Below are 19,942 nucleotides of genomic sequence, written 5' to 3'. Positions count from 1 at the left end.
CCTGATCCCGTGCACGCAAGCCCGCACGACTGATCTTGGCGAGAGGGCAATTGGAACGGCCCTCCCGGCAAATCGTTGGACCTCGGGAACAATGGCAAGCCGGCTGGGCAACAACGAGACATGGACATGAGAATGGAATACCCAAACCTGTCCTTCTACGCCCGAGCATTTCTCATAGGGAGCATCATCGCTCCTGCGACCCTGGTGAGTGCGAGCATCGTGCATTCGCAACCCAATCAACCCAATATCGCCGGATCCTCCATGAGGGCGCCGGTCTGGATGCATCGTGTGGCGGATACCCGGCATGACGGTGCACCTAACTTTGCCGACCTCGCGGAAAAAGTGCAGCCCGCGGTGATCGGAGTCGTCTCCCGGACCGCAGCGACGCGGAAAGTGCTTCCCGGTCAGCCCTTCCAGTTTGGTGTGCCCGATCAACGCACTCCGAACGACGAAGACGAGGAAAAGATGCCGGACTCCGATGGATCGGGCTCAGCGCAGAAGCCGAATGCGCGTGAAGCGGTTGCGGTTGGATCAGGCTTCTTCATCTCATCAGACGGCTATGCCGTGACAAACAGCCATGTTGTCGAACACAACAAGACTGTTCAGATCCGGACGAACGATAACAAGACCTATCAGGCGCGAGTCGTCGGGGCGGATTCGCTCAGCGACCTTGCCTTGCTCAAGGTCGATGGGCGGACGGATTTCAGCTACGTGAGGCTCGCCGACCAGCCTCCTCGCGTGGGGGAATGGATCCTCACCGCGGGCAGTCCGTTTGGGCTCGGTGGGACGGTCACGGCGGGCATCGTTTCGGCGCGCGAGCGTGAAATCGGGACCGGCGCCAGCGAAGGATTCATCCAGATCGATGCGCCAATCAACACCGGTGACTCGGGCGGACCGAGCTTTAACACCAGCGGCGAGGTCATCGGCGTCAACAGTATGATCGTCTCGCCATCCGGAGGCTGGGCAGGAGTAGCTTTCGCAGTACCGGCCGATACCGCCAAATCCGTGATCCCCCAATTGAAGGACAAGGGCAGCGTCACGCGCGGATCCATGCAGGCCGAAGTCCAATCGGTGACGCCCGAAATCGCTGACAGTCTCGGCATGAGCAATCTTCATGGTGCGATCGTTGCGAATGTTCGCAGCGACGGCCCCGCCGCGAAAGGCGGATTAAAGAGCGGAGATGTGATCACGTCGGTTGATGGTCAGCCAATCAAGACTGCCAACGACCTGACAAAGAAGATCCATGCGATGTCACCCGGCTCCTCGATTCGAGTCGCGATGATTCGCAATGGGCAGGAGAGTTCACTAAATGTGACCTTGGACCGGCTGCCCGATCAATCCGAGTCTTCGTCCCCCGATCCGGGATAAGTGGAGGACCAATGGCCGGGCCAAGTCTCCCCGACGCGCGCATCGATAAACAATCGAGTCGCACTCGTCGGGCTTGTCCGGCGTCCAGGAGGCCGCGCGAGGCAGGCCATTCGTGTTTCGCAGGGATGGCCGCTCTATCCGCAAGGCCGGTATGCAGCAGCAGTGCTGACTAAGTCCGGCGCGAGCGGACGGGTATGATCGTCGCTCGCGGCCGCAGAGCTTCAAAATCACGCGATGCATGCGCGCGCTACGCGTCTGTCGGAACGATCCAACATGCGCTCGCTTTACCCAGCCGTCGTGTCAGAACGGGATCGCAAAGACCCGGCTCGGCGCAGATCATCCGCGACACCGGAATGCTCTGATGGCGATCGTACACTTTGCTCTGAAGTATCGACATACGTTCTATGTCATGGCGCTGGCCATGCTGGTTCTTGGCGTGAGCGCGATCCTGAGCTCGCCTAAGGATATTTTTCCGCGGATCGATGTCCCCGTCATCACGCTGATCTGGCAATATACCGGCCTCACGCCGGAGGAGATGGAACAGCGGGTCACCACATATAGCGAGTATTCGATCAGCTCGAGCGTCAATAATGTGCGCAACATCGAGTCGCAGACGCTGTCCGGCATCAGTGTCGAGAAAATCTACTTTCAGCCCAACGTCAATGTCGATCTCGCGATGAGTCAGATTGTCTCGGCGAGCAACTCGATCCGCAGCCTGATGCCCCAAGGCATTCAGCCGCCTATCGTGGTCCAGTACAACGCGTCCAGCGTGCCGGTGCTCCAACTGAGCCTGAGTTCAGATCGTCTCAACGAGCAGCAACTCTATGATTACGGCATCTATCGCATGCGGCAAGCGCTTGCGCCGATCCAGGGCATCACACTACCCACGCCTTACGGCGGCAAGTATCGTCAGGTCATGGTTGATATAGACCCGGAGGCGCTGCGCGCGAAAGGCGTGACGCCGACTGACGTGGTCAACGCCGTCAATGCGCAAAGTCTGACGCTGCCTTCAGGCGACGCCAAGATCGGGAGCAAGCAATACATCGTCGGCATCAACGCGCAACCGTCGACCGTCGAAGCGTTGAACAGCGTGCCGATTCGCCAAGTCGGCAATACGACGGTGGCGCTCAAGGACGTCGCTCATGTCCGTGATGGCTGGGCTGTGCAGCAGAACGTGGTACGCGCCGAGGACCGCCACTCGATCCTGCTTACAATCATCAAGAACGGCGACGCGTCCACCCTCGACGTTGTGAATCGCGTCAAGGCGGCGCTTCCGGAGATTCAGAAGGCGGCTCCGCCCGGAATGGAGATTCGGCCTCTGTTCGATCAGTCTGCCTTTGTATCCGAGGCGATCGACGGGGTGGTGCGCGAGGGCTTGATCGCGACGGCGCTGACGGCGCTGATGATCTTGCTCTTCCTCGGGTCGTGGCGCTCGATGTTGATCGTCACGGTTTCGATTCCGCTCTCGATCTTCACCTCGATCGCCGTACTTGCAGTGATGGGACAGACCATCAACACCATGACGCTCGGCGGCCTTGCACTGGCTATCGGTATCCTCGTCGATGATTCCACGGTAGCGATCGAGAACACGCACCGGCTGTTCGAGCGCCGTATGGATTTCGATCAGGCCGTGCTTGAGGGCTCCGCCGGCATCGCCCTTCCGACCCTCGTCTCGACGCTGGCTATCTGCTCGGTCTTCGTGTCGCTGTTCTTCCTGCAGGGACCAGCGCGCTTCCTGTTCACGCCACTGGGGCTTGCCGTATCATTTGCGATGCTTGCGTCTTACCTGATTGCACGCACGCTCACCCCGATCATCATCAGCTTCCTGCTGCGGAGCGAACATGCGGGGGATTCCGGCCAGTCGGCCCCCGCGAGATTCCTGGCGTGGTTTCACGGGCACTTTACCCGCGGTTTCGAGCGCTTCCGTGAGTTCTATGATTGGCTGCTCGGCAGTCTCCTGGCCCGCCGAATCGTGGTCCCGGTCGTCGCTGTCGCCATCGTCGGCGGAGCGATTGGACTCGCCCCGTTCGTCGGTCTCGATTTCTTCCCACCGGTCGATGCTGGATTGATTCAGCTTCACGTGCGCGCACCTGCGCGAACGCGCATCGAGGATACCGAGCGCACCTTCCAGGCCGTCGAGAACAAGATCCGCGAGCACATCAAGCCGGAGGATCTTGGTCTCGTTCTCGATAATATCGGATTGCCCCAGCGGCTCTATAACCTCGCCTTCACGGATGGCTCCACGATCGGGGTGAATGATGGACAAATCCTGATCTCGCTCAATGAAGGCCATCGTCCCACCGCCGACTATGTCAGAAGCCTGCGCGAGGAGTTGCATCAGGCGTTCCCCGACGTTCTCTTCTATTTTCAGCCGGCCGATATGGTCACCCAGATCCTCAACTTCGGTATCCCCTCGCAGATCGACGTCGAGGTGCAAGGGCAGGACCGCGCCGGCAATCGCGAGCTTGCCAAGACGCTGAAGCAGCGCTTGAGCGCTCTGCCGGGTCTTGTGGACGTGCACATCCAACAGGAGCTCGATGCGCCCGAACTGCACTACGACATTGACCGCAATCGCGCGCAGGAACTGGGGCTCACCGTCAACAGCGTCGCCAACGACATCAATACCAGCCTGAGTTCGTCGGAGCAGGTTTCACCCAACTTCTGGACGGATCCAAAGGCCGGAATTCCCTACTATCTTGCAGTTCAGACGCCGCAATACCGGATCGGGAGCGTCGACGACATCAAGAATACGCCGATTACAAGCCAAGCCGGCACGCAAGCGCCGGTCCCCAATGTGCTCGGAAACATCGCAAGCATGACACGGCAGTCGGTGCAATCCGTCTTCAATCACTCGAACGTTCAGCCGGCCTACGACATCTACGGCAGCGTGCAGGATTCCGATCTCGGCACAACGGCGAGGAAGATCCAGGCGATCGTCAGCGATTTCCAGGGCAAGCTCAAGCCGGGTAATCGCATCGCCGTACGCGGCCAAATCGAAAGCATGAACTCCGCATTCAAGGATCTGCTGATCGGACTTCTGTTCGCCGTCCTCTTCGTCTACCTGTTGATGGTCGTCAACTTCCAGAGCTTTCTCGATCCGCTCGCCGTGCTTCTGGCGCTGCCGGGCGCGGGCTGTGGCATCGTGCTCATGCTGTTTGCGACTGAAACGCCGTTGAGCGTGCCTTCATTGATGGGCGCGATCATGGCGATAGGAGTCGCTTCCGCAAACTCGATCCTCCTCGTGGCGTTCGCGCGGGAGCGGCGCCAGGCGGGCGTCGGGGCAACAGAGGCGGCGCACGAGGCGGGCAAGACCAGATTGCGCCCGGTGTTGATGACGGCAGCCGCCATGGTGGTTGGCATGATTCCGATGGCGCTCGGCAGTGCGGGCAACGAGCAGAACGCCGTGCTCGCGCGCGCGGTCATTGGAGGGGTCCTGATGGGCACCATCACGACGTTGCTGATCGTCCCATATCTCTATTCCGTACTGGGCCGCCATGAGCAAGTCCGGACGAGACCTCAACGCCGGAATGCAGGTGAGGACCAGCAATGATCGAACCCGAACGGCAGCCTGACCATGATCAATCCGGGCGGCGCCGCCGCGTCGCCTGGGGCGCGCTGCTGGTTGCCGTTGTGCTGATCGGCAGCCTCATCGGCTATGGCGCCTGGCGGCGCGGGCAAAGCAGCGCGATGGCGCAACAAACATTGAGGCATGAGCAGAACATGGTGCCGGCCGTGCGCACCCGGTCGGCCAACGCAACAACCAATCCGAGAACATTTAGCCTGACGGGTACGACGGAGGCATTCGAGAACGCCACGCTTTTTGCGCGGGCGACGGGATACATCAAGGAGCGCAGGATCGACATCGGCAGCCGTGTGCATGCCGGTGATCTCCTGGCGACGATAGCTGCGCCGGATCTTGACCAGCAACTGGTTCAGGCGCGGGCGCAGGAGACTCAGCTCGAAGCCGCGCTCGAACAAGCCCGCGCCAACGAGCAACTCGCGCGCTCGAACAACGAACGGACATCCCGCCTTGTGGGGCAGGGCTGGCAGTCCCAGCAGCAGGGCGACACCGACCGCCTGGGGTTCGCGGCGCAGTCGGCCGGGGTCCGCGTCGCCACGGCCAACCTCGCCGCGCAACAGGCGCAAGTCTCGCGGCTTGAGCAACTCACGGGCTTCGAGCGCGTGACCGCGCCCTTTGACGGCATCATAACTTCGCGTCAAGTCGATGTCGGAAGCCTGGTGACCGCGGATACCGCCACCGGGACACCATTGTTTTCGATCGCGCGCACCAATACTCTGCGCGTCCAGTCTTACGTGCCACAAGATGCAGCGCTGGCGATCGAGGACGGTGCGCAGGCCGACGTCATCGTGCCGGAAATTCCGGGGCGGACCTTCCGGGGGACGATCTCCCGCAATGCCAACGCTTTGCAGGCCGGCACGCGGACCCTCTTGACGGAAGTCGACGTCGACAACACGGACGGCACGCTTCATCCCGGCCTCTACTGCACGGTCCGGTTCAGTATTCCGCGCAAGCGACCGGTCATCATCGTGCCGGCCGAAGCCGTCATCTTCGATGAGCGGGGCCTCAGCGTTGCGATCGCCGCAGGCGGCCGCGCACATTTGCGGCATATCGAGCTTGCAGCGGACAATGGCGCCGAGGTCGAGGTCAAGCAAGGCCTCGATCCGGGTGAGCGGGTCATACTGAATCCGCCCATCGACATTGCCGACGGCATGCCGGTCAAGGACGGCGCTGCAAATGACCAGACTGCCTCGACGCACTAGAGCGATGCGATTGAGTTGAAGCGTTACCGCGCTTTGAGCGTGAGCATGATCTCAATTCAATCGCATCTTGATCTGGTCACAGCCTCGCTGTTTTGGCGCGCTTTCCGATCGTGTGTTTTCCAGGTGAGCTCTGCTTTTCTGCCGCTTCAACTCGCCTGGTCCGGACACCAAGACGGTGTTCGGCGTATTCCTGTCCGTCGATCGGGCCGACGTGGGGTGGGTCTCTATCAAGGTAGGGGCGTCCGATGCCAAACTCGCCGCCGTGCTCATCAAGCCACTTCCAGAGAATTTGACTCGAAGCATATCGCTGTGTCCGCGTTGCGCCGTCGATGCTGACGATGTCGGCCGCCAGTCCGTGGCCATAGCCTCCGCGAAGAGTACCGCCGTGATAGGAACGGTTGTCGGCAGCCTTCAGGCCGCTTGCAATTGATTGGCGATAGTCGTCACGAAAGCCGCTGGTGATGCCGGGCGACAGGCCTTCCTTCTGGGCCGCATGAAGCATGTAGAATAGCTTCAGTTTGAAGTCACGATCCATCCCACCGATGACGTAGGCCTCCAGAGACATGCCGGCCCTGTCGGCAGCTTTCGCGTCCTTCCACGAAAAATCTTCATCGGTGAGCTTTGCGATCGTCTTTGTGATCGTGACCAGTTTGCCCTTCTTCTTCGCAGAGACCTGTTCGGACGTCTCGGTCTTTATTGTGTCCTCCTTGGGAGCGCGCTGATAGAGCGCCCACAGATATCGATCGACGCAAACTTCCAGGACCAGGCATTCGTCAACAACGGCGGCGTCGGTCGCCTCTGTGTTCTGGTCGTCGCTACTGCCCGACGGGGGAAGAGCTGTCGGCTGCACAGCCTCTCGCTCGGGCGTCAACGCAGCCGGTGGAATTGTTTCAATGTCTGTCCCGGCCAGCCCGTCAATCGATGTCGCTGGAATCGATGTCGCGGGCTCGTTTGCGGACACGTCAGTGACCGGCGCGTTGACACTGGCGTGCGCGCTCAAATCTACGGTGACGTCGGTCGCGGCGTGGGGCAGAGATGGCGGAGCGCTGCGTGTTGCGGGCGTCAGGCCAAGATCGTCGCGAAGGCGCATCGGGCCAGACGACGCCACAATGAGCACGACCAGGATCGGCATCGTGATGTCGCGGCACAGGGCTGACAGAACGACCAAGCGTGGATGCACAATCCCTGCCTCCAACGAAGCCCCGCCACCAAAAGGTTAGCCGGATACGCACTGGCCCCGCAATAGCGGATGACCGCGCGGCAGTTGGCAGACTGCAAGGTAAGGGAACAAATAGTGGGGCGCTTGTAAGCGTCGACCTACGTTTACGGATCGAGCTCTGTGTCCCAGTAGAGATAGTCGAGCCAGCTTTCGTGCAGGTAGTTTGGCGGGAACAGGCGGCCGTTGCGGTGGAGCTGGTGCACCGTCGGCGCGAAAGGGGTCTGCTTCGGAAACATCTTGGCCTGCTGCGGCGTCAGGTTGCCCTTGCGCAGATTGCAGGGCGAGCAGGCAGCGACGACGTTCTCCCAGGTGGTCTGGCCACCCTTGCTGCGCGGAATGATGTGATCGAAGGTGAGGTCGTCGCCCGAGAGACAATATTGGCAGACGAAGCGATCGCGAAGGAAGACGTTGAAGCGGGTGAAGGCGGGGTGGGTGGTCGGCTTGACGAAGGACTTGAGGGATACGACGCTCGGCAGTTGGATTTCGAAGGAAGGACTTCGTACCGCCCTGTCGTAGTATTCGACGATGTTGACGCGATCGAGGAACACCGCCTTGATCGCGTCCTGCCAGGACCAGAGCGACAGCGGGTAGTAACTCAGCGGCCGGAAGTCCGCGTTCAGCACCAGGACCGGCCATCCGCCTTGCGAGACATGTGCGTTCAAATAACGCTCCTGACTCCCATTAGCTGCGAAGCAGCATGCACTCACATACTACAGGCAGCGTGACGGGATTGTGAAGAGCGTTGCGCGGCTTATCCGCCCTGCGCTGCCATGTTCCTGCCCCGATTGCATCCGCCCCGTCAGGCCCGCTAAAGGGAGCCGGGAGGCCTTTGTCGGCCACCGACGGATCCTGCCGATGACGACCACGACGTCCAGCTATTTGGAGGCGCCGCGCCGGCTCCGCGCATTCGTGCGCGCGCACGAAACAAGCCTGGTGGTGCTGGCCGCGCTGATCGGGGCCGTGGGCGGGCTCGTTGTGGCGACCATGAGCGGGCTGGTCACGGCGCTGCATGCCATGCTGTTCAATTTGCCGTGGGGTGAGCGGCTGTCGAGCCAGCCGAGCATCGATCCGCTGCGTGCGATCGTGGTTCCCGGGCTCGGCGGACTGCTGCTGGGGATCGCGTTCCTCCTGCTGCTGCGCGTTCGGCCGGCCCGCGAAATCGACCCGATCGAGGCCAACGCACTCTATGGCGGGCGGATGTCGTTCCGCGGCAGCTTGATCGTGGCGTTGCAGACGATCTGGTCGAGCGGCGTCGGCGCCTCGGTCGGGCTCGAGGCCGGCTACACTCAGCTCGCCAGCGGCCTCGCCGCCTCGCTCGGCCGTGGTTTCCATCTGCGCCGCAACGACCAGCGAATCATGGTCGGATGTGGTGCGGCGGCGGCGATCGCCGGCGCGTTCGGTGCGCCGCTGGCGGGCGCCTTCTATGCTTTCGAACTTGTGATCGGTGGCTATACGCCGGCGAGCCTGACGCCGGTCGGCGTGGCTGCGGTCACCGGCTATTTCGTGGCCCACGCCTTCGCGCTGCTGCCACTCGGGGTCGGCGTCGGAACCGTCGGCGATCTGCTCGGGCGGGATATCGCGATCGCCACGCTGCTCGGCATCATCGCAGCGCTGACCGGCATTGCGATCATGCGCGGGGTCACGCTGTGCGAGACGCTGCTGACGAAGATCCGGCTCTGGCCACCGTTGCGGCCGGCGCTCGGCGGGCTTGCTGTCGGCGCCATGGCTCTGGTGACGCCGCAGGTGATGTCGTCGGGCCACGGCGCGCTGTATGTCGCCGGACTTGCGGCGATGCCGCTCGCCGTCATCGCCGGCATCTTCGTGCTGAAGGCGATGGCCTCCATTGTCTCGCTCGGCACCGGCTTTCGCGGCGGATTGTTCTTTGCCACGCTGTTCATGGGCGCGCTCGGCGGCCGCCTGTTCGCCGCCGGCGTCGACGTGGTCTGGCCGGGCTTGAGCCTCGATCCCAACGCTTATGCGGTGATCGGCATGAGCGCGCTGTCGGCCTCGGTGATCGGCGGTCCCCTGACGATGTCGTTCATCGCGCTGGAATCGACCGGCAATCTCTGGCTCTCCGCCGCGGTGCTGGTCGCTGTCATCATCTCGACGATGATCACGCGCGAACTGTTCGGCTATTCGTTCGCGACCTGGCGGCTGCATTTGCGCGGCGAGACCATCCGCAGCGCCGCCGACGTCGGCTGGATCCGCGATCTCACCGTCGGCAAGATGATGCGGCAGGACATGGCGACGGTGGATGCCGCGATGCCGATCAAGACATTCCGCGAGAAATTCCCGCCGGGTTCAAAGACGCAGGTCGTCGCGATCGACGGCCAGGGGCATTATGCCGGATTGGCGCTGGTCGCGGATGCCCACGCGCCCGATCTCGCGGCCGACAAGGGGCTTGCTACCATCTTGCGCTACGCGGATGTGGTGCTGCATCCGGTGATGAACATCCAGGAGGCGATCGCAGTGTTCGACGCCGCCGAGGCCGAGTCGCTTGCCGTGGTCGAGGACGACAGCGACCGGCGGCCGATCGGCTTGCTCACCGAGGCCCACGCGATGCGGCGCTATGCGGAAGAGTCCGAGCAGCGCCGGCGCGAGGTGATCGGGGAGGTTTGACTTCGCGAAGTGACGGCGTCCAGTGTCAAGCCGGAGTGAGGCGGCCATCATTGCGAGCGCAGCGAAGCAATCCATCTGGCTGCGCGGGCTGAAGGTTACGGAAGTTTTGCCACAGGCCCGACGTCGCGCGGCAACAGGCCTTCCTCGATCGCCTTGATCTGCAGGGCGAGGTAGCGCGAGTTGATACGGCATTGCGCGAGGCTGCCGGCGATGAACCACAGGCCGGGCTGCGGCGTGCGCGTGTACATGTTGCGCAGCTCCTGGCCGTCGCCGAAGCCCCAGATCGAGCCGACCTTCGCGGCCATCGCCTCGCCGAACAGCTTTTTCACCAGCTCCTCCTGCGGCCGGTAGCCGGTCGCGAGCACGATGAGGTCGGCTGCAAGCGTCTCGCCGTTCCTCAGCCGCGCGCCCTCGGCTACGAAGGTCTCGATGTCGGCAAATTGCTTGAGCTTGATCGCGCCGCTCGCGACGAGGTCCGAGCAGCCGACGTTGAAGTAGTAACCGCCGCCGCGGGTGAGGTATTTGAACTGCCAGCCCGTGCCGCCGTCGCCGAAATCGAGCTTGAAGCCGACCCGGGCGAGGTCATCGAGCAGCGGCTTGTCCAGCTCCTTCGACCGTTCCGTCATCAGCACGTGGCTGCGCCGGGCGAGCGCAAGCGGCATCGAGGTCGCGATCAAATCGTTGTCCTCGAGCGTGCCTTCATTGTAGGCGGCATAGGCGAGCTGCGCCGACGGCTCGATGTTGGTGATCAGGGTCGATGAGCGCTGCACCAGGGTGACATCGGCGCCGAAGGAATGCAGATCCTGCGCGATGTCGTGACCGCTGTTGCCGGTGCCGATCACCAGCGCGCATTTGCTGGTCCAGTCCTCGCCATCCTCGTAGCGGCTGGAATGCACCACCTTGCCGGAGAAATTCTTCAGGCCGGGGATGTCGGGCAGATTCGGGATGCCGCTGACGCCGGTCGCCATCACGACATGGCGCGGCTGCATCCTGCGCGTCGTGCCGTCGGCGCGGCGCAACTCGATGTTCCAGCGCCCCTGCGCCTCGTCATAGCTGCCGCCGACAAATTCCGTGCCGGTCCAGAAGTTCAGCTCCATGGCGTCGACGTAAGCTTCGAACCAGTTGGCAAGCTTGTCCTTGGGGATGTAGGTCGGCCAGTTCGGAGGAAACGGCATATAGGGCAGGTGATTGACCTGCACCTGGTTGTGCAGGGTCAGCGCGTGATAGCGCTTGCGCCAGTTGTCGCCGACGCGTGCCTCGCGATCGACGATCAGCGTGTCGATCGCAAGCTGCTTCAGCCGTGCGGCGATCGCGAGCCCGGCCTGCCCGCCGCCGACCACGAGCACGGCGGGATCGCGGTCGCCATATTCGGCGGCTGCCTTGCGCAGGTCGAGCCAATTGGGTCCACGGAAGTCGCGCGAGTAAGCCTGGCCGCGGGGCCGCGTATGGCCTTGCTGTTCCTCGAATCCCTTGAGCTCCTCGAGCGCGGTGAGCAGTGTCCAGGCCTTCAGCCGGCCGCCGTCGCCAGCATCGGGAACCAGACGCACGATGCCATGGCCGCGGCCGACCGATGTCTCGAACTTGAAGATTGCCTCGATCGCCTGCGTGCCGGCACGCGTCACCCGCCGGGGCGCTGCGCGATCGGCATCGATGCGGAAGTTGCGCGGCGCGCTGCGTCGCGCATGCGCGGGTAGCTCCTCGAGAATTGCGAACCCGCGGTTGACGGTTTGGATGTTCCAGCTCAGCGCCAGCACGTCGCGCCAGTAGCTGTCGGGATGGAACAGCGGCTTCAGCAGCACATCGTCGGGGCTTGCCAGCGCGTCCTCGAACTGCACAAGCCAATTGTCGGCGGCAACCGAAATGTCGTCGGTCTTGTCGAGCATCGGACGTTTCTCGTCATCGGCCGTCTGGGCGGCATTCACATAGCCAAAGCCTATACCCATTTCGCGGGCTTGCAGAATGAACGTGACGGGATGCCGCCTATTCGGCCAGTGACAGGATCAAGCCTTGCTTCGGTGGAACCCGGCCCTGCAGGGTATCGAGATAAGCCTCGCGCACTTCGGATGGTCCGCGCCGCTCGATCACGTCGAGCCACTCCGGCAGTCGCGGCGCGAGCCCCGCCCAGGCCGCACTGAACCGCTGGTCGACGCCGCCCGGTCCCCATTCCTTGGCGCGCTTGCGAATCTGATCCGGGGCGAAGAACCAGACCGGCTTGGCGCCGGGCAAAGCCGGTTCGTCCGGTTCGCTGGCGCGATGGGTCAAGCCGACCCGGCCGGAATAGACCATCCGCGCGCCGAAGTGCCGGTGCAGCGTCTCGCGCAGCGCGCTGTTGCCGGCCATGTCGACATAGGCGACGGGCTCAGCCGCAGGCATCGCGGTGATGTGGTCATAGGTGACCACCTCGTCGTAGCAGCCGAGCGACGTGACGAAACCGACATTGCCGTTGGATGTCAGCCCGATCACGCGGATACCCTGCCGTTGATGCAGCAGGTGGGCGAGACCGAACGCGGTCTTGCTCGAGGCCGACGACAGGATGACGTTGCGTGCGCCGTAGAAGTCATTTTCGGCCAGGAAGTCGTCGACCAGGAACGAGAGCATGAACAGGGGCAGCAGCAGCGCCCGATAGTCGCCCTGCCGTCCGGCATAGGTCGGGTCGCCGGAGACGCGGGCATAGGCGTTGTAGACCGGTGATACCTCTTGCCGGTGCGCGGCAGCATCGCGGAGGCCGCGCTTGCTGACGTCGCTGGCCTCGATTACCAGGTGCGTCGCCATCGGGAAATAGCCGAACAGCGTCTCGCCGATCTCGACATCGGGATGCTTGGAGGCGAGAACCTCGCCAAAACCCCAGACCGGGATGATGCCGTAGCCCTCGGGCGCCGGGAATAGGTGCCAATATTTCAGTTGCTCGCCGATCACGGCGTAGGTGATGTTGTTGGCGGTGAAAGCGAAGCGCGAGACCTTCACCAGCAGCGCATCGGTGGGCAGTGCTGCGGGATCAGGCAGGTGCATCTCGATCATCTTGCATTGCTGCAAATTGTTGCGGATGACGATGAAGTCGGTGGATTTCATGACCTCGATCCCGGCCTTTTGCGCGGGGCGATCTTTGCCTTGCCCCTGGGGGGCTCCGCAACAGCAACAAAGTTTGAAACGTTGTTCGCTTGCTTGTCGCCGGCGATGACGCCCTCACGTTTCCTCAGCACGCGATAGTAGGCCCACCACAGATGCGCGGCGGCGCCGCGCAGCGGGCGCCATGGTTCGGCGAGCGGCGCCATCTGCTTCGGCGTCGGCCGTTCCTTGAGCCCGAGGCCGATCTTGACCGCTTCCTGCACCGCGAGGTCGCCCGCGGGCCAGGCGTCGCCATGGCCTAGGCAGAACAGGAGGTAAATGTCGGCGGTCCATGGCCCGATGCCGGGCAGCGCGGTCAGCGTATTGTGGGCGGCGTCCGCGTCCTCATTGGCGAGCACCTCGAGGTTCAGCCGCTCCTCGGCGAGCTCGCGCGCGATGTGCTTCAGCGTCTTGATCTTGGCGGCGGACAGGCCGAGCCGACCAAGCCGGTCGGCGCGGGCTTTTCGGATCGCATCGTGATGGAACGGATCGAACGCCTTGCTGATGCGCCCCCAGATCGCCGCGGCGCTCGCGGTCGAGAGCTGCTGCCCGCAGACGATAGCGGCAAGCCCGGCAAAGCCCGGCTCGCGCTGGCGGATCGCTGGCATGCCCGTCACTTCGAGGATTGGTCTTAGACGGCGGTCTTGATCGACCAGCTTGTTAACCGCGTCGTCGAGGTCGGCCTGGGTTTCGAGATGGATCAGCATTGTGGGATCGGCATCACTGTGTCGCGCGGGGGCATGAGGCTCGAACTTGATTGGGGATGACCCGCACCATCGCCTATCGTAACAGAGTCTCCTTCAGATGGATGCCGGGCATAGGCGAGCGGAAGCGACGCCGTCCTTCAGACGGCTATGCCCGGCAATGACGCGCGACCAATCGCCATGCCACCCGTTTTCCGTTTTGCCCCAAGCCCGAACGGCTACCTGCATCTCGGCCATGCCTTCTCGGCGCTGCTCAACTTCGACCTGGCTCGGCAGGCGGGCGGACGCTTGCTGCTGCGGATCGAGGACATCGATAGGGCGCGCTGCCGGCCCGAGTTCGAAGCGGCGATCTACGAGGATCTCGCCTGGCTCGGCATCGCCTGGGAGACGCCGGTGCGGCGGCAATCGGAGCATTTTGCCGCCTACAGCGAGGCAATCGCGCGGCTGTCGGCGCAGGGGCTGGTCTATCCGGGCTTCGAGAGCCGGGCGGAGATCGCGCGACTGGTCGCCGAAAGGGAAACAAGGAGCGCCTGGCCGCGCGATCCGGATGGAGCGCCGCTTTATCCGGGCACGGCCAAGTCGCTGCCGCCGGAGGAGCGCGACCGGCTGATCGGGCAGGGTGCACCGTTCGCGCTGCGTCTCGACATGGCCGCGGCACGCCGGCGCGCCGGCGGCCTTAGTTGGCGCGAATCGGGCGAGGGTCCGGCCGGTGAAACCGGCGAGGTCGCCGCGCGGCCGGAGGCGTGGGGTGACGTGATCCTGGCCCGCAAGGAGACGCCGACCAGCTACCACCTCTCAGTCGTGATTGATGACGCCCTGCAGGGCGTTACTGACGTGGTCCGTGGCACCGACCTGTTCTGGTCGACCAGTGTCCATCGCTTGTTGCAAGACCTGCTCGGCCTGGCCCCACCGGCCTACCGGCATCACCGGCTGATTCGGGACGAGGCGGGCCACAAGCTGTCGAAATCGACGCGAGCGACCGGGCTGCGCGAGTTGCGGAGCAAGGGCGTGAGCCCGGCCGACATTCGCCGCCTCGTGGGCCTGCCGTAGATTTCACCGGCGTGCGGTCGCGAAGGAAATCCGGTTACCATCACGGCGCTTTGCGGTCGCGGGCTGCACACACCGCCGTGACTCCGGCACTCCTGACATGCCATGCTGGCTCCCGGGGACGGGATTACGGAAACCATGGCGGCGACATCGCGCGCAAGGCGCAACAAGCGGCGACCCAAGCGGGCGCCGTCCAAGATGCGCGCCCCGCGAACGCGCGCACCAAGGTCCGGCGCTGCCAAGAAGGCCGTCAAGGCGGCCAAGCCGCGCAGCAAGGGGGCCGCACCCAAGGTGAGCAGGAAGGCCGGTCCCGGGATGGTTGAAACCGCGCTGGCCGCTTTTGCCCATGAGGTGCGGACGCCGCTGACCGGGATCCTGGCGATCAGCAATCTGCTCGCGACCTCCGATCTCGGCGAGCGGGAGCGGCGTTGGGTCGACACCATCAAGGCCGGTGCGGAACATCTGGCGAGCCTTGCCACTCTGTTTGTCGATGCCGCGCGCAGCGAGGGCCCGGGCCTCGAGGTCCGGCAGGATTTCTTCGATCTGCACACGCTGGCGCGCAGTGCCGGCGATTCGCTGGCCGGCCGCGCCGCTGCCAAGGGGCTGGAAGCCACCGTCGAGATATCAGACGAACCGCCTGCCTTTGCGGTCGGCGACCCCGTCCGCTTGCGGGCGGCGCTGGAGAACCTGATCGACAATGCCGTCAAGTTCACCGAGCACGGCGGCATCGCGCTACGGGTGGCGCCGGCTCGGGCCGCGAAGGGCAAGATCGGTGTCAGCTTCGCGATTTCCGATAGCGGCATCGGGCTGACGCTCAAGGAGGTGAAGCGCCTGTTCCGGCCGTTCTCTCAGGCCAATGTCTCGATCGCTTCGCGGTTCGGCGGTGCCGGGCTCGGCCTGTCCTCGGTCAAGCAGCTCGCGCTTGCGATGGGCGGCGACATCGTCGCGGTCCAGCGCGAGGGCGGCGGCACTACTTTCACGCTGAGCGTAGTGCTCGCGCCGGCCAAGGGACCGATCGGCGGCATGTCGGATGACGCCGCCGCAGCGCGCGCGTCGCAGGGGCTGCGGCTGCTCAGCGTGGAAGACAATCCGTTCGGCCGCGTCGTGCTCAACACGATCCTGACCGAACTCGGTCATCACACCGAATTCATCGGCGAGGGCGAAGCCGCAGCCGATCGGCTCACTCAAGGTCGCTTCGACGCCGTGCTGATGGACATGGTGCTGCCGGGCATCGGCGGAGTCGAAGCGATCAAGCGGATCCGCGCGTTGCCGTCGCCGCATGGAAGCGTCGCGATCATCGGGATTTCCGGCCGTAGCGAGGATGAGGATGCTGCGCGCGCCGCAGGCGCCGACGCCTTCCTGGTCAAGCCTGTCTCTCCGCGGGCGCTAGCGACTGCGCTGCTTGCAGCGACACGCCGCGCGGCAACCGAGACTTGATGATCGCGGCATTCAGCTCGCCGCCAAAGACGAAGATCGCGGCAATGAAATACATGAACACCAGCGCGATGATCACCGAGGCCAGTCCTGCATACATCGTGACGTAGTTGTTGGCGAAGCGCGCCAGATACATGCCGAACCCAATGCCCGAGATCAGCGATGCCACCATGGTGAAGATGATGCCGGGCAGGATCTGTAAAAAGCTGCGGCGGCCCGCCGGCAGCCATGCGTGCAGGATGAACAGCGCAATGATCAGGGCCAGGATCGTTGTGCCGTAGCGGGCGGTGTTGAGCAGGCTCTCGTTCGATTCGACGAAGAATGGAATATATCGCCGCCCAGCTTCGATGATCAGCGGTCCGAGCACGATCAGGAATGCCATCGCGAGTGAGGTGAAGGCCGCGACCAGCGTATAGCCGATCGATTCCAACCGCAGCCAGTACCAGCGCCGTGGTTCGGCGACGGCGTAGGCGCGGTTGAGCGCCACCCGCAGCGCCTCGACGCCGTTGGAGGCGAAATAGACCGCGAGCACCGCGCCGATGGTCAGGATGTCGCCCCGGGTGTTGGTCAGCACGTCGTGGATCTGGCCGGACAGCGCCTCGGCGACCTGCTGCGGCCAGACCTGCAGCAACAGCCCGACGGCCTGGTCGGCAAGCTCCTTGGAGCCGAAGAAGCCGGCCAGCGAAGTCAGCACGATCAGGAATGGAAACAGCGCCATCAGCGTCGACAGCGCGATGTGGCTCGCGATCGCCCAGCCGTCGTCGGAGAGAAAGGTGTAGAAGGCATCCATCACGACGCGGTAGACGTAACGAAGCTGTTTCACATTCCACCGGGCATTGTCGAAGGGGTCGACCCGAAGCAGGGCCAGCATCTGATATTATGCGATGAAAAGCCAGTTGGTTGCATCGCTGCGGTCTGTGGAAGTCCGCTCCGCGCAGTGTTATGTACCGCCGATGGCATCCTTTCTCAGCTCGTTTATCCTTCCCATCGCCGTCGCCGCCGTGGCGCTGGTTCTGCTGCTCGGCCTCGTCAACATGATGAAGGGCGGCTCGCCGAACACATCGCAAAGGCTGATGCGGCTGCGCGTGTTGTTGCAGTTCGTCGCGATCGTCATCGCCATGCTCGCGGTCTGGGCGATGGGACGCTAGCTGAGGCAGGCTCTTCACCTCTCCCACAGGGAGAGGTGGACACGAACACTGGAGCTGGTCATGGTCGTTCTCAATCGGATCTACACTCGCACCGGCGATGACGGCACCACGGCGCTCGGCTCCGGCGAACGCCGTCCGAAATACGATCTGCGCGTCGCTGCCTATGGCACCGTCGACGAGACCAATGCCGCGATCGGCGTGGTGCGGCTGCATCTCGCTGACAGTCCCGAGCTCGACGCCATGCTCGGGCGGATCCAGAACGATCTGTTCGATCTCGGTGCCGACCTTGCGGTGCCCGAGCGCGAGGGCAAGGCCGAGCGCTTGCGGATGCTGGCGAGCCAGGTCGAGCGGCTCGAGCGCGACATCGACAGCTTGAATGATCAGCTCGCGCCGTTGACCTCGTTCGTGCTGCCCGGCGGGACAGCCGCATCTGCATATCTGCACCTCGCCCGCACGATATGTCGCCGGGCGGAACGCATGATGGTGGAACTCGCTGCCCGGCCCGACGAACCGGTCAATGCCGCTGGCATCCAGTATATGAACCGCCTGTCGGATTTCCTTTTCGTTGCCAGCCGCTTCCAGAATAACAAGGGGGCGGGAGACGTGTTGTGGGTGCCGGGCCAGAACCGTTAGACTGCCTCAAATCGGGAGGCCGGATTTTTGGCTCACGCGCGTTGACCGGGGGTATCCGGACCTTTAGGTTCCGCGCCAGCCAACCGAAACCCACAAAATCATAGCGAAAGAGGATCGATGAAGGTTCTTGTGCCGGTAAAGCGGGTCGTCGACTACAACGTCAAGGTCCGCGTCAAGAGTGACGGATCGGGCGTCGAGCTCGCCAACGTCAAGATGTCGATGAACCCGTTCGACGAAATCGCCGTCGAGGAAGCGTTGCGGCTCAAGGAAGCCGGCAAGGCGACCGAGGTGGTGGTGGTGTCGATCGGACCGGCGCAGGCTTCCGAGACCATCCGCACCGGTCTCGCGATGGGCGCCGACCGCGGCATCCTCGTCAAGGCCGAGGGCAATGTCGAACCGCTCGGCGTTGCGAAGATCCTGAAGTCGGTGGTTGAGGCGGAGAAGCCCGGCCTCGTCATTCTCGGCAAGCAGGCGATCGACGACGATTCCAACCAGACCGGTCAGATGCTGGCGGCGCTGCTCGGCTGGTCGCAGGCGACGTTCGCCTCCAAGCTCGAGGTCGATGGTTCCGACTTCAAGGTCACGCGCGAAGTCGATGGCGGCCTGCAGACCGTCAAGCTCAAGGGCCCGGCGATCGTCACCACCGACCTCCGCCTCAACGAGCCGCGCTACGCGTCGCTGCCCAACATCATGAAGGCGAAGAAGAAGCCGATCGACGACAAGGCGGCGGCCGATTACGGCGTCGATCTCACCCCGCGTCTGGAGGTGCTGAAGACCGCGGAACCGGCGGGCCGCAAGGCAGGCGTCAAGGTCAAGGACGTCGCCGAACTCGTTAACAAGCTCAAGACCGAAGCCGGGGTTCTCTGATGACGACGCTTTTGATTGCCGAACACCACCACGAGACCCTGAAGGACTCCACCAACAAGGCGCTGACCGCGGCAAGCCAGCTCGGCGGCGACGTTCATGTGCTGATCGCCGGCGGCCAGGGCACCAAGGCGGCCGCGGAAGCAGCAAGCAAGCTCAACGGCGTCAAGAAGGTGCTGGTGGCCGAAGGGCCCGCCTATGAGCACGATCTTGCCGAACCGCTGGCCGCGCTGATCGTCTCGCTCGCCGGCAGCTATGATGCGATCGTTGCGCCCGCGACCTCGCGCTTCAAGAACGTGATGCCGCGCGTCGCGGCGCTGCTCGACGTCATGCAGGTTTCCGAGATCATCAAGGTGGTTGCGCCCGATACGTTCGAGCGGCCGATCTATGCCGGCAATGCGATCCAGACCGTGAAGTCGAAGGACGCCAAGAAGGTCATCACGGTGCGCACCTCGACCTTCGCCGCGACCGGCGAGGGCGGCAGCGCGGCGATCGAGAACGCCGCGGCGGCGGCCGATCCGGGCCTCTCCTCGTTCATCGGCGAGGAAGTCGCCAAGAGCGACCGTCCCGAGCTGACCTCGGCCAAGATCATCGTGTCCGGTGGTCGCGCGATGCAGAGCCGCGAGAACTTCACCAAGTACATCGAGCCGCTCGCCGACAAGCTCGGCGCCGGCGTCGGCGCCTCGCGTGCCGCGGTCGATGCCGGCTATGCGCCGAACGACTGGCAGGTCGGCCAAACCGGCAAGGTGGTCGCCCCGGAACTCTATGTCGCGATCGGCATCTCCGGCGCGATCCAGCACCTGGCCGGCATGAAGGACTCCAAGGTGATCGTCGCCATTAACAAGGATGAGGACGCACCGATCTTCCAGGTCGCCGATTACGGCCTGGTCGCGGACCTCTATCAGGCGGTTCCGGAGCTGACCGAAGCGCTCGGCAAGCTCGGAAAGTAAGCGACACGACACCGGCCGGATGAGTTAGGCTCCGGCCGGTGTTATTTTTTCGGGCGTGGTTTTGAGAAA

At 63.6% G+C, this 19,942-nt stretch carries 16 protein-coding genes; 10 read left to right on the top strand and 6 right to left on the bottom strand.

Translation table 11 applies throughout. The features are described from left to right. Window positions 1-126 precede the first annotated feature (126 nt). The 3 genes from P6U30_RS34525 (at window position 127) to P6U30_RS34515 (ending at window position 6,150) form a co-directional block, all read left to right on the top strand. Complete coding sequence (locus P6U30_RS34525) at window positions 127-1,368, top strand: S1C family serine protease (protein WP_407167143.1); 1,242 nt, start codon at window positions 127-129, stop codon at window positions 1,366-1,368. A 361-nt stretch (window positions 1,369-1,729) separates the two neighbouring features. Continuing rightward, window positions 1,730-4,918: an efflux RND transporter permease subunit gene (locus tag P6U30_RS34520; protein ID WP_407167142.1), complete on the top strand. Its 3,189-nt coding sequence runs from the start codon at window positions 1,730-1,732 to the stop codon at window positions 4,916-4,918. A gap of 80 nt (window positions 4,919-4,998) precedes the next feature. After that, window positions 4,999-6,150, top strand: a complete 1,152-nt coding sequence (locus P6U30_RS34515; protein WP_407167141.1) for an efflux RND transporter periplasmic adaptor subunit — start codon at window positions 4,999-5,001, stop codon at window positions 6,148-6,150. Between the two features lie 76 nt (window positions 6,151-6,226). Here P6U30_RS34515 and P6U30_RS34510 read toward each other — a convergent pair whose 3' ends face one another. Both P6U30_RS34510 and P6U30_RS34505 read right to left on the bottom strand, forming a co-directional pair. Beyond that, the gene (locus tag P6U30_RS34510) at window positions 6,227-7,282 is read right to left on the bottom strand and encodes a hypothetical protein (RefSeq protein WP_407167140.1); all 1,056 of its coding nucleotides are present in this window, start codon (window positions 7,280-7,282) and stop codon (window positions 6,227-6,229) included. A 191-nt stretch (window positions 7,283-7,473) separates the two neighbouring features. Continuing rightward, window positions 7,474-8,031, bottom strand: coding sequence for an HNH endonuclease (locus P6U30_RS34505; RefSeq protein WP_407148928.1), 558 nt, complete (start codon window positions 8,029-8,031; stop codon window positions 7,474-7,476). A 193-nt stretch (window positions 8,032-8,224) separates the two neighbouring features. Between P6U30_RS34505 and P6U30_RS34500 the strand changes: the two genes are divergently transcribed. After that, entirely contained in the window at window positions 8,225-9,988 is a 1,764-nt protein-coding gene (locus P6U30_RS34500; RefSeq protein WP_407167139.1) for a chloride channel protein, read from the top strand. Window positions 9,989-10,083: 95 nt separating this feature from the next. Here the strand turns inward: P6U30_RS34500 and P6U30_RS34495 are convergent, their stop codons facing one another. The 3 genes from P6U30_RS34495 to P6U30_RS34485 form a co-directional block, all read right to left on the bottom strand. Continuing rightward, window positions 10,084-11,871 carry a flavin-containing monooxygenase gene (locus P6U30_RS34495; RefSeq protein WP_407170610.1) on the bottom strand — a complete coding sequence of 596 codons (1,788 nt, stop codon included), beginning with the start codon at window positions 11,869-11,871 and terminating at the stop codon, window positions 10,084-10,086. A gap of 97 nt (window positions 11,872-11,968) precedes the next feature. After that, complete coding sequence (locus P6U30_RS34490) at window positions 11,969-13,057, bottom strand: DUF2855 family protein (protein ID WP_407167138.1); 1,089 nt, start codon at window positions 13,055-13,057, stop codon at window positions 11,969-11,971. Beyond that, window positions 13,054-13,800, bottom strand: a complete 747-nt coding sequence (locus tag P6U30_RS34485) for a DNA-3-methyladenine glycosylase family protein (RefSeq protein WP_407167137.1) — start codon at window positions 13,798-13,800, stop codon at window positions 13,054-13,056. Before P6U30_RS34485 ends, P6U30_RS34490 begins: the two co-directional genes overlap by 4 nt. Before the next feature lie 177 nt (window positions 13,801-13,977). Between P6U30_RS34485 and gluQRS the strand changes: the two genes are divergently transcribed. Together gluQRS and P6U30_RS34475 are read left to right on the top strand one after the other, a co-directional pair. Further along, window positions 13,978-14,847 carry a tRNA glutamyl-Q(34) synthetase GluQRS gene (gluQRS, locus tag P6U30_RS34480; RefSeq protein WP_407167136.1) on the top strand — a complete coding sequence of 290 codons (870 nt, stop codon included), beginning with the start codon at window positions 13,978-13,980 and terminating at the stop codon, window positions 14,845-14,847. Window positions 14,848-14,982: 135 nt separating this feature from the next. After that, a complete protein-coding gene (locus P6U30_RS34475; protein ID WP_407167135.1) occupies window positions 14,983-16,281 on the top strand; it encodes an ATP-binding protein in 1,299 nt (432 codons plus the stop codon). Here the strand turns inward: P6U30_RS34475 and P6U30_RS34470 are convergent. Continuing rightward, on the bottom strand, window positions 16,208-17,068 hold the full coding sequence (locus P6U30_RS34470; RefSeq protein WP_407152679.1) for a YihY/virulence factor BrkB family protein: 861 nt from the start codon (window positions 17,066-17,068) through the stop codon (window positions 16,208-16,210). The two genes, P6U30_RS34475 and P6U30_RS34470, sit on opposite strands and share 74 nt — an antisense overlap. A gap of 163 nt (window positions 17,069-17,231) precedes the next feature. On the opposite strand from P6U30_RS34470, the gene P6U30_RS34465 reads away from it, so the two are divergent. The 4 genes from P6U30_RS34465 (at window position 17,232) to P6U30_RS34450 (ending at window position 19,873) form a co-directional block, all read left to right on the top strand. Further along, window positions 17,232-17,426, top strand: coding sequence for a twin transmembrane helix small protein (locus P6U30_RS34465; protein ID WP_280981631.1), 195 nt, complete (start codon window positions 17,232-17,234; stop codon window positions 17,424-17,426). A 60-nt stretch (window positions 17,427-17,486) separates the two neighbouring features. After that, window positions 17,487-18,059 (top strand): cob(I)yrinic acid a,c-diamide adenosyltransferase, encoded by a 573-nt coding sequence (locus tag P6U30_RS34460; RefSeq protein ID WP_280981630.1) that lies wholly within the window; start codon window positions 17,487-17,489, stop codon window positions 18,057-18,059. 117 nt (window positions 18,060-18,176) lie between these two features. Next, complete coding sequence (locus P6U30_RS34455) at window positions 18,177-18,926, top strand: electron transfer flavoprotein subunit beta/FixA family protein (RefSeq protein ID WP_407167134.1); 750 nt, start codon at window positions 18,177-18,179, stop codon at window positions 18,924-18,926. After that, a complete protein-coding gene (locus tag P6U30_RS34450; RefSeq protein WP_407167133.1) occupies window positions 18,926-19,873 on the top strand; it encodes an electron transfer flavoprotein subunit alpha/FixB family protein in 948 nt (315 codons plus the stop codon). The genes P6U30_RS34455 and P6U30_RS34450 overlap by 1 nt, the downstream gene beginning before the upstream one ends. Window positions 19,874-19,942: the final 69 nt, after the last annotated feature.

Source organism: Bradyrhizobium sp. ORS 111 (assembly GCF_045571485.1).
Taxonomy (GTDB): domain Bacteria; phylum Pseudomonadota; class Alphaproteobacteria; order Rhizobiales; family Xanthobacteraceae; genus Bradyrhizobium.
Note: the sequence above shows the minus strand (reverse complement) of the source record. Positions and strands in the feature narration are given on the sequence as shown.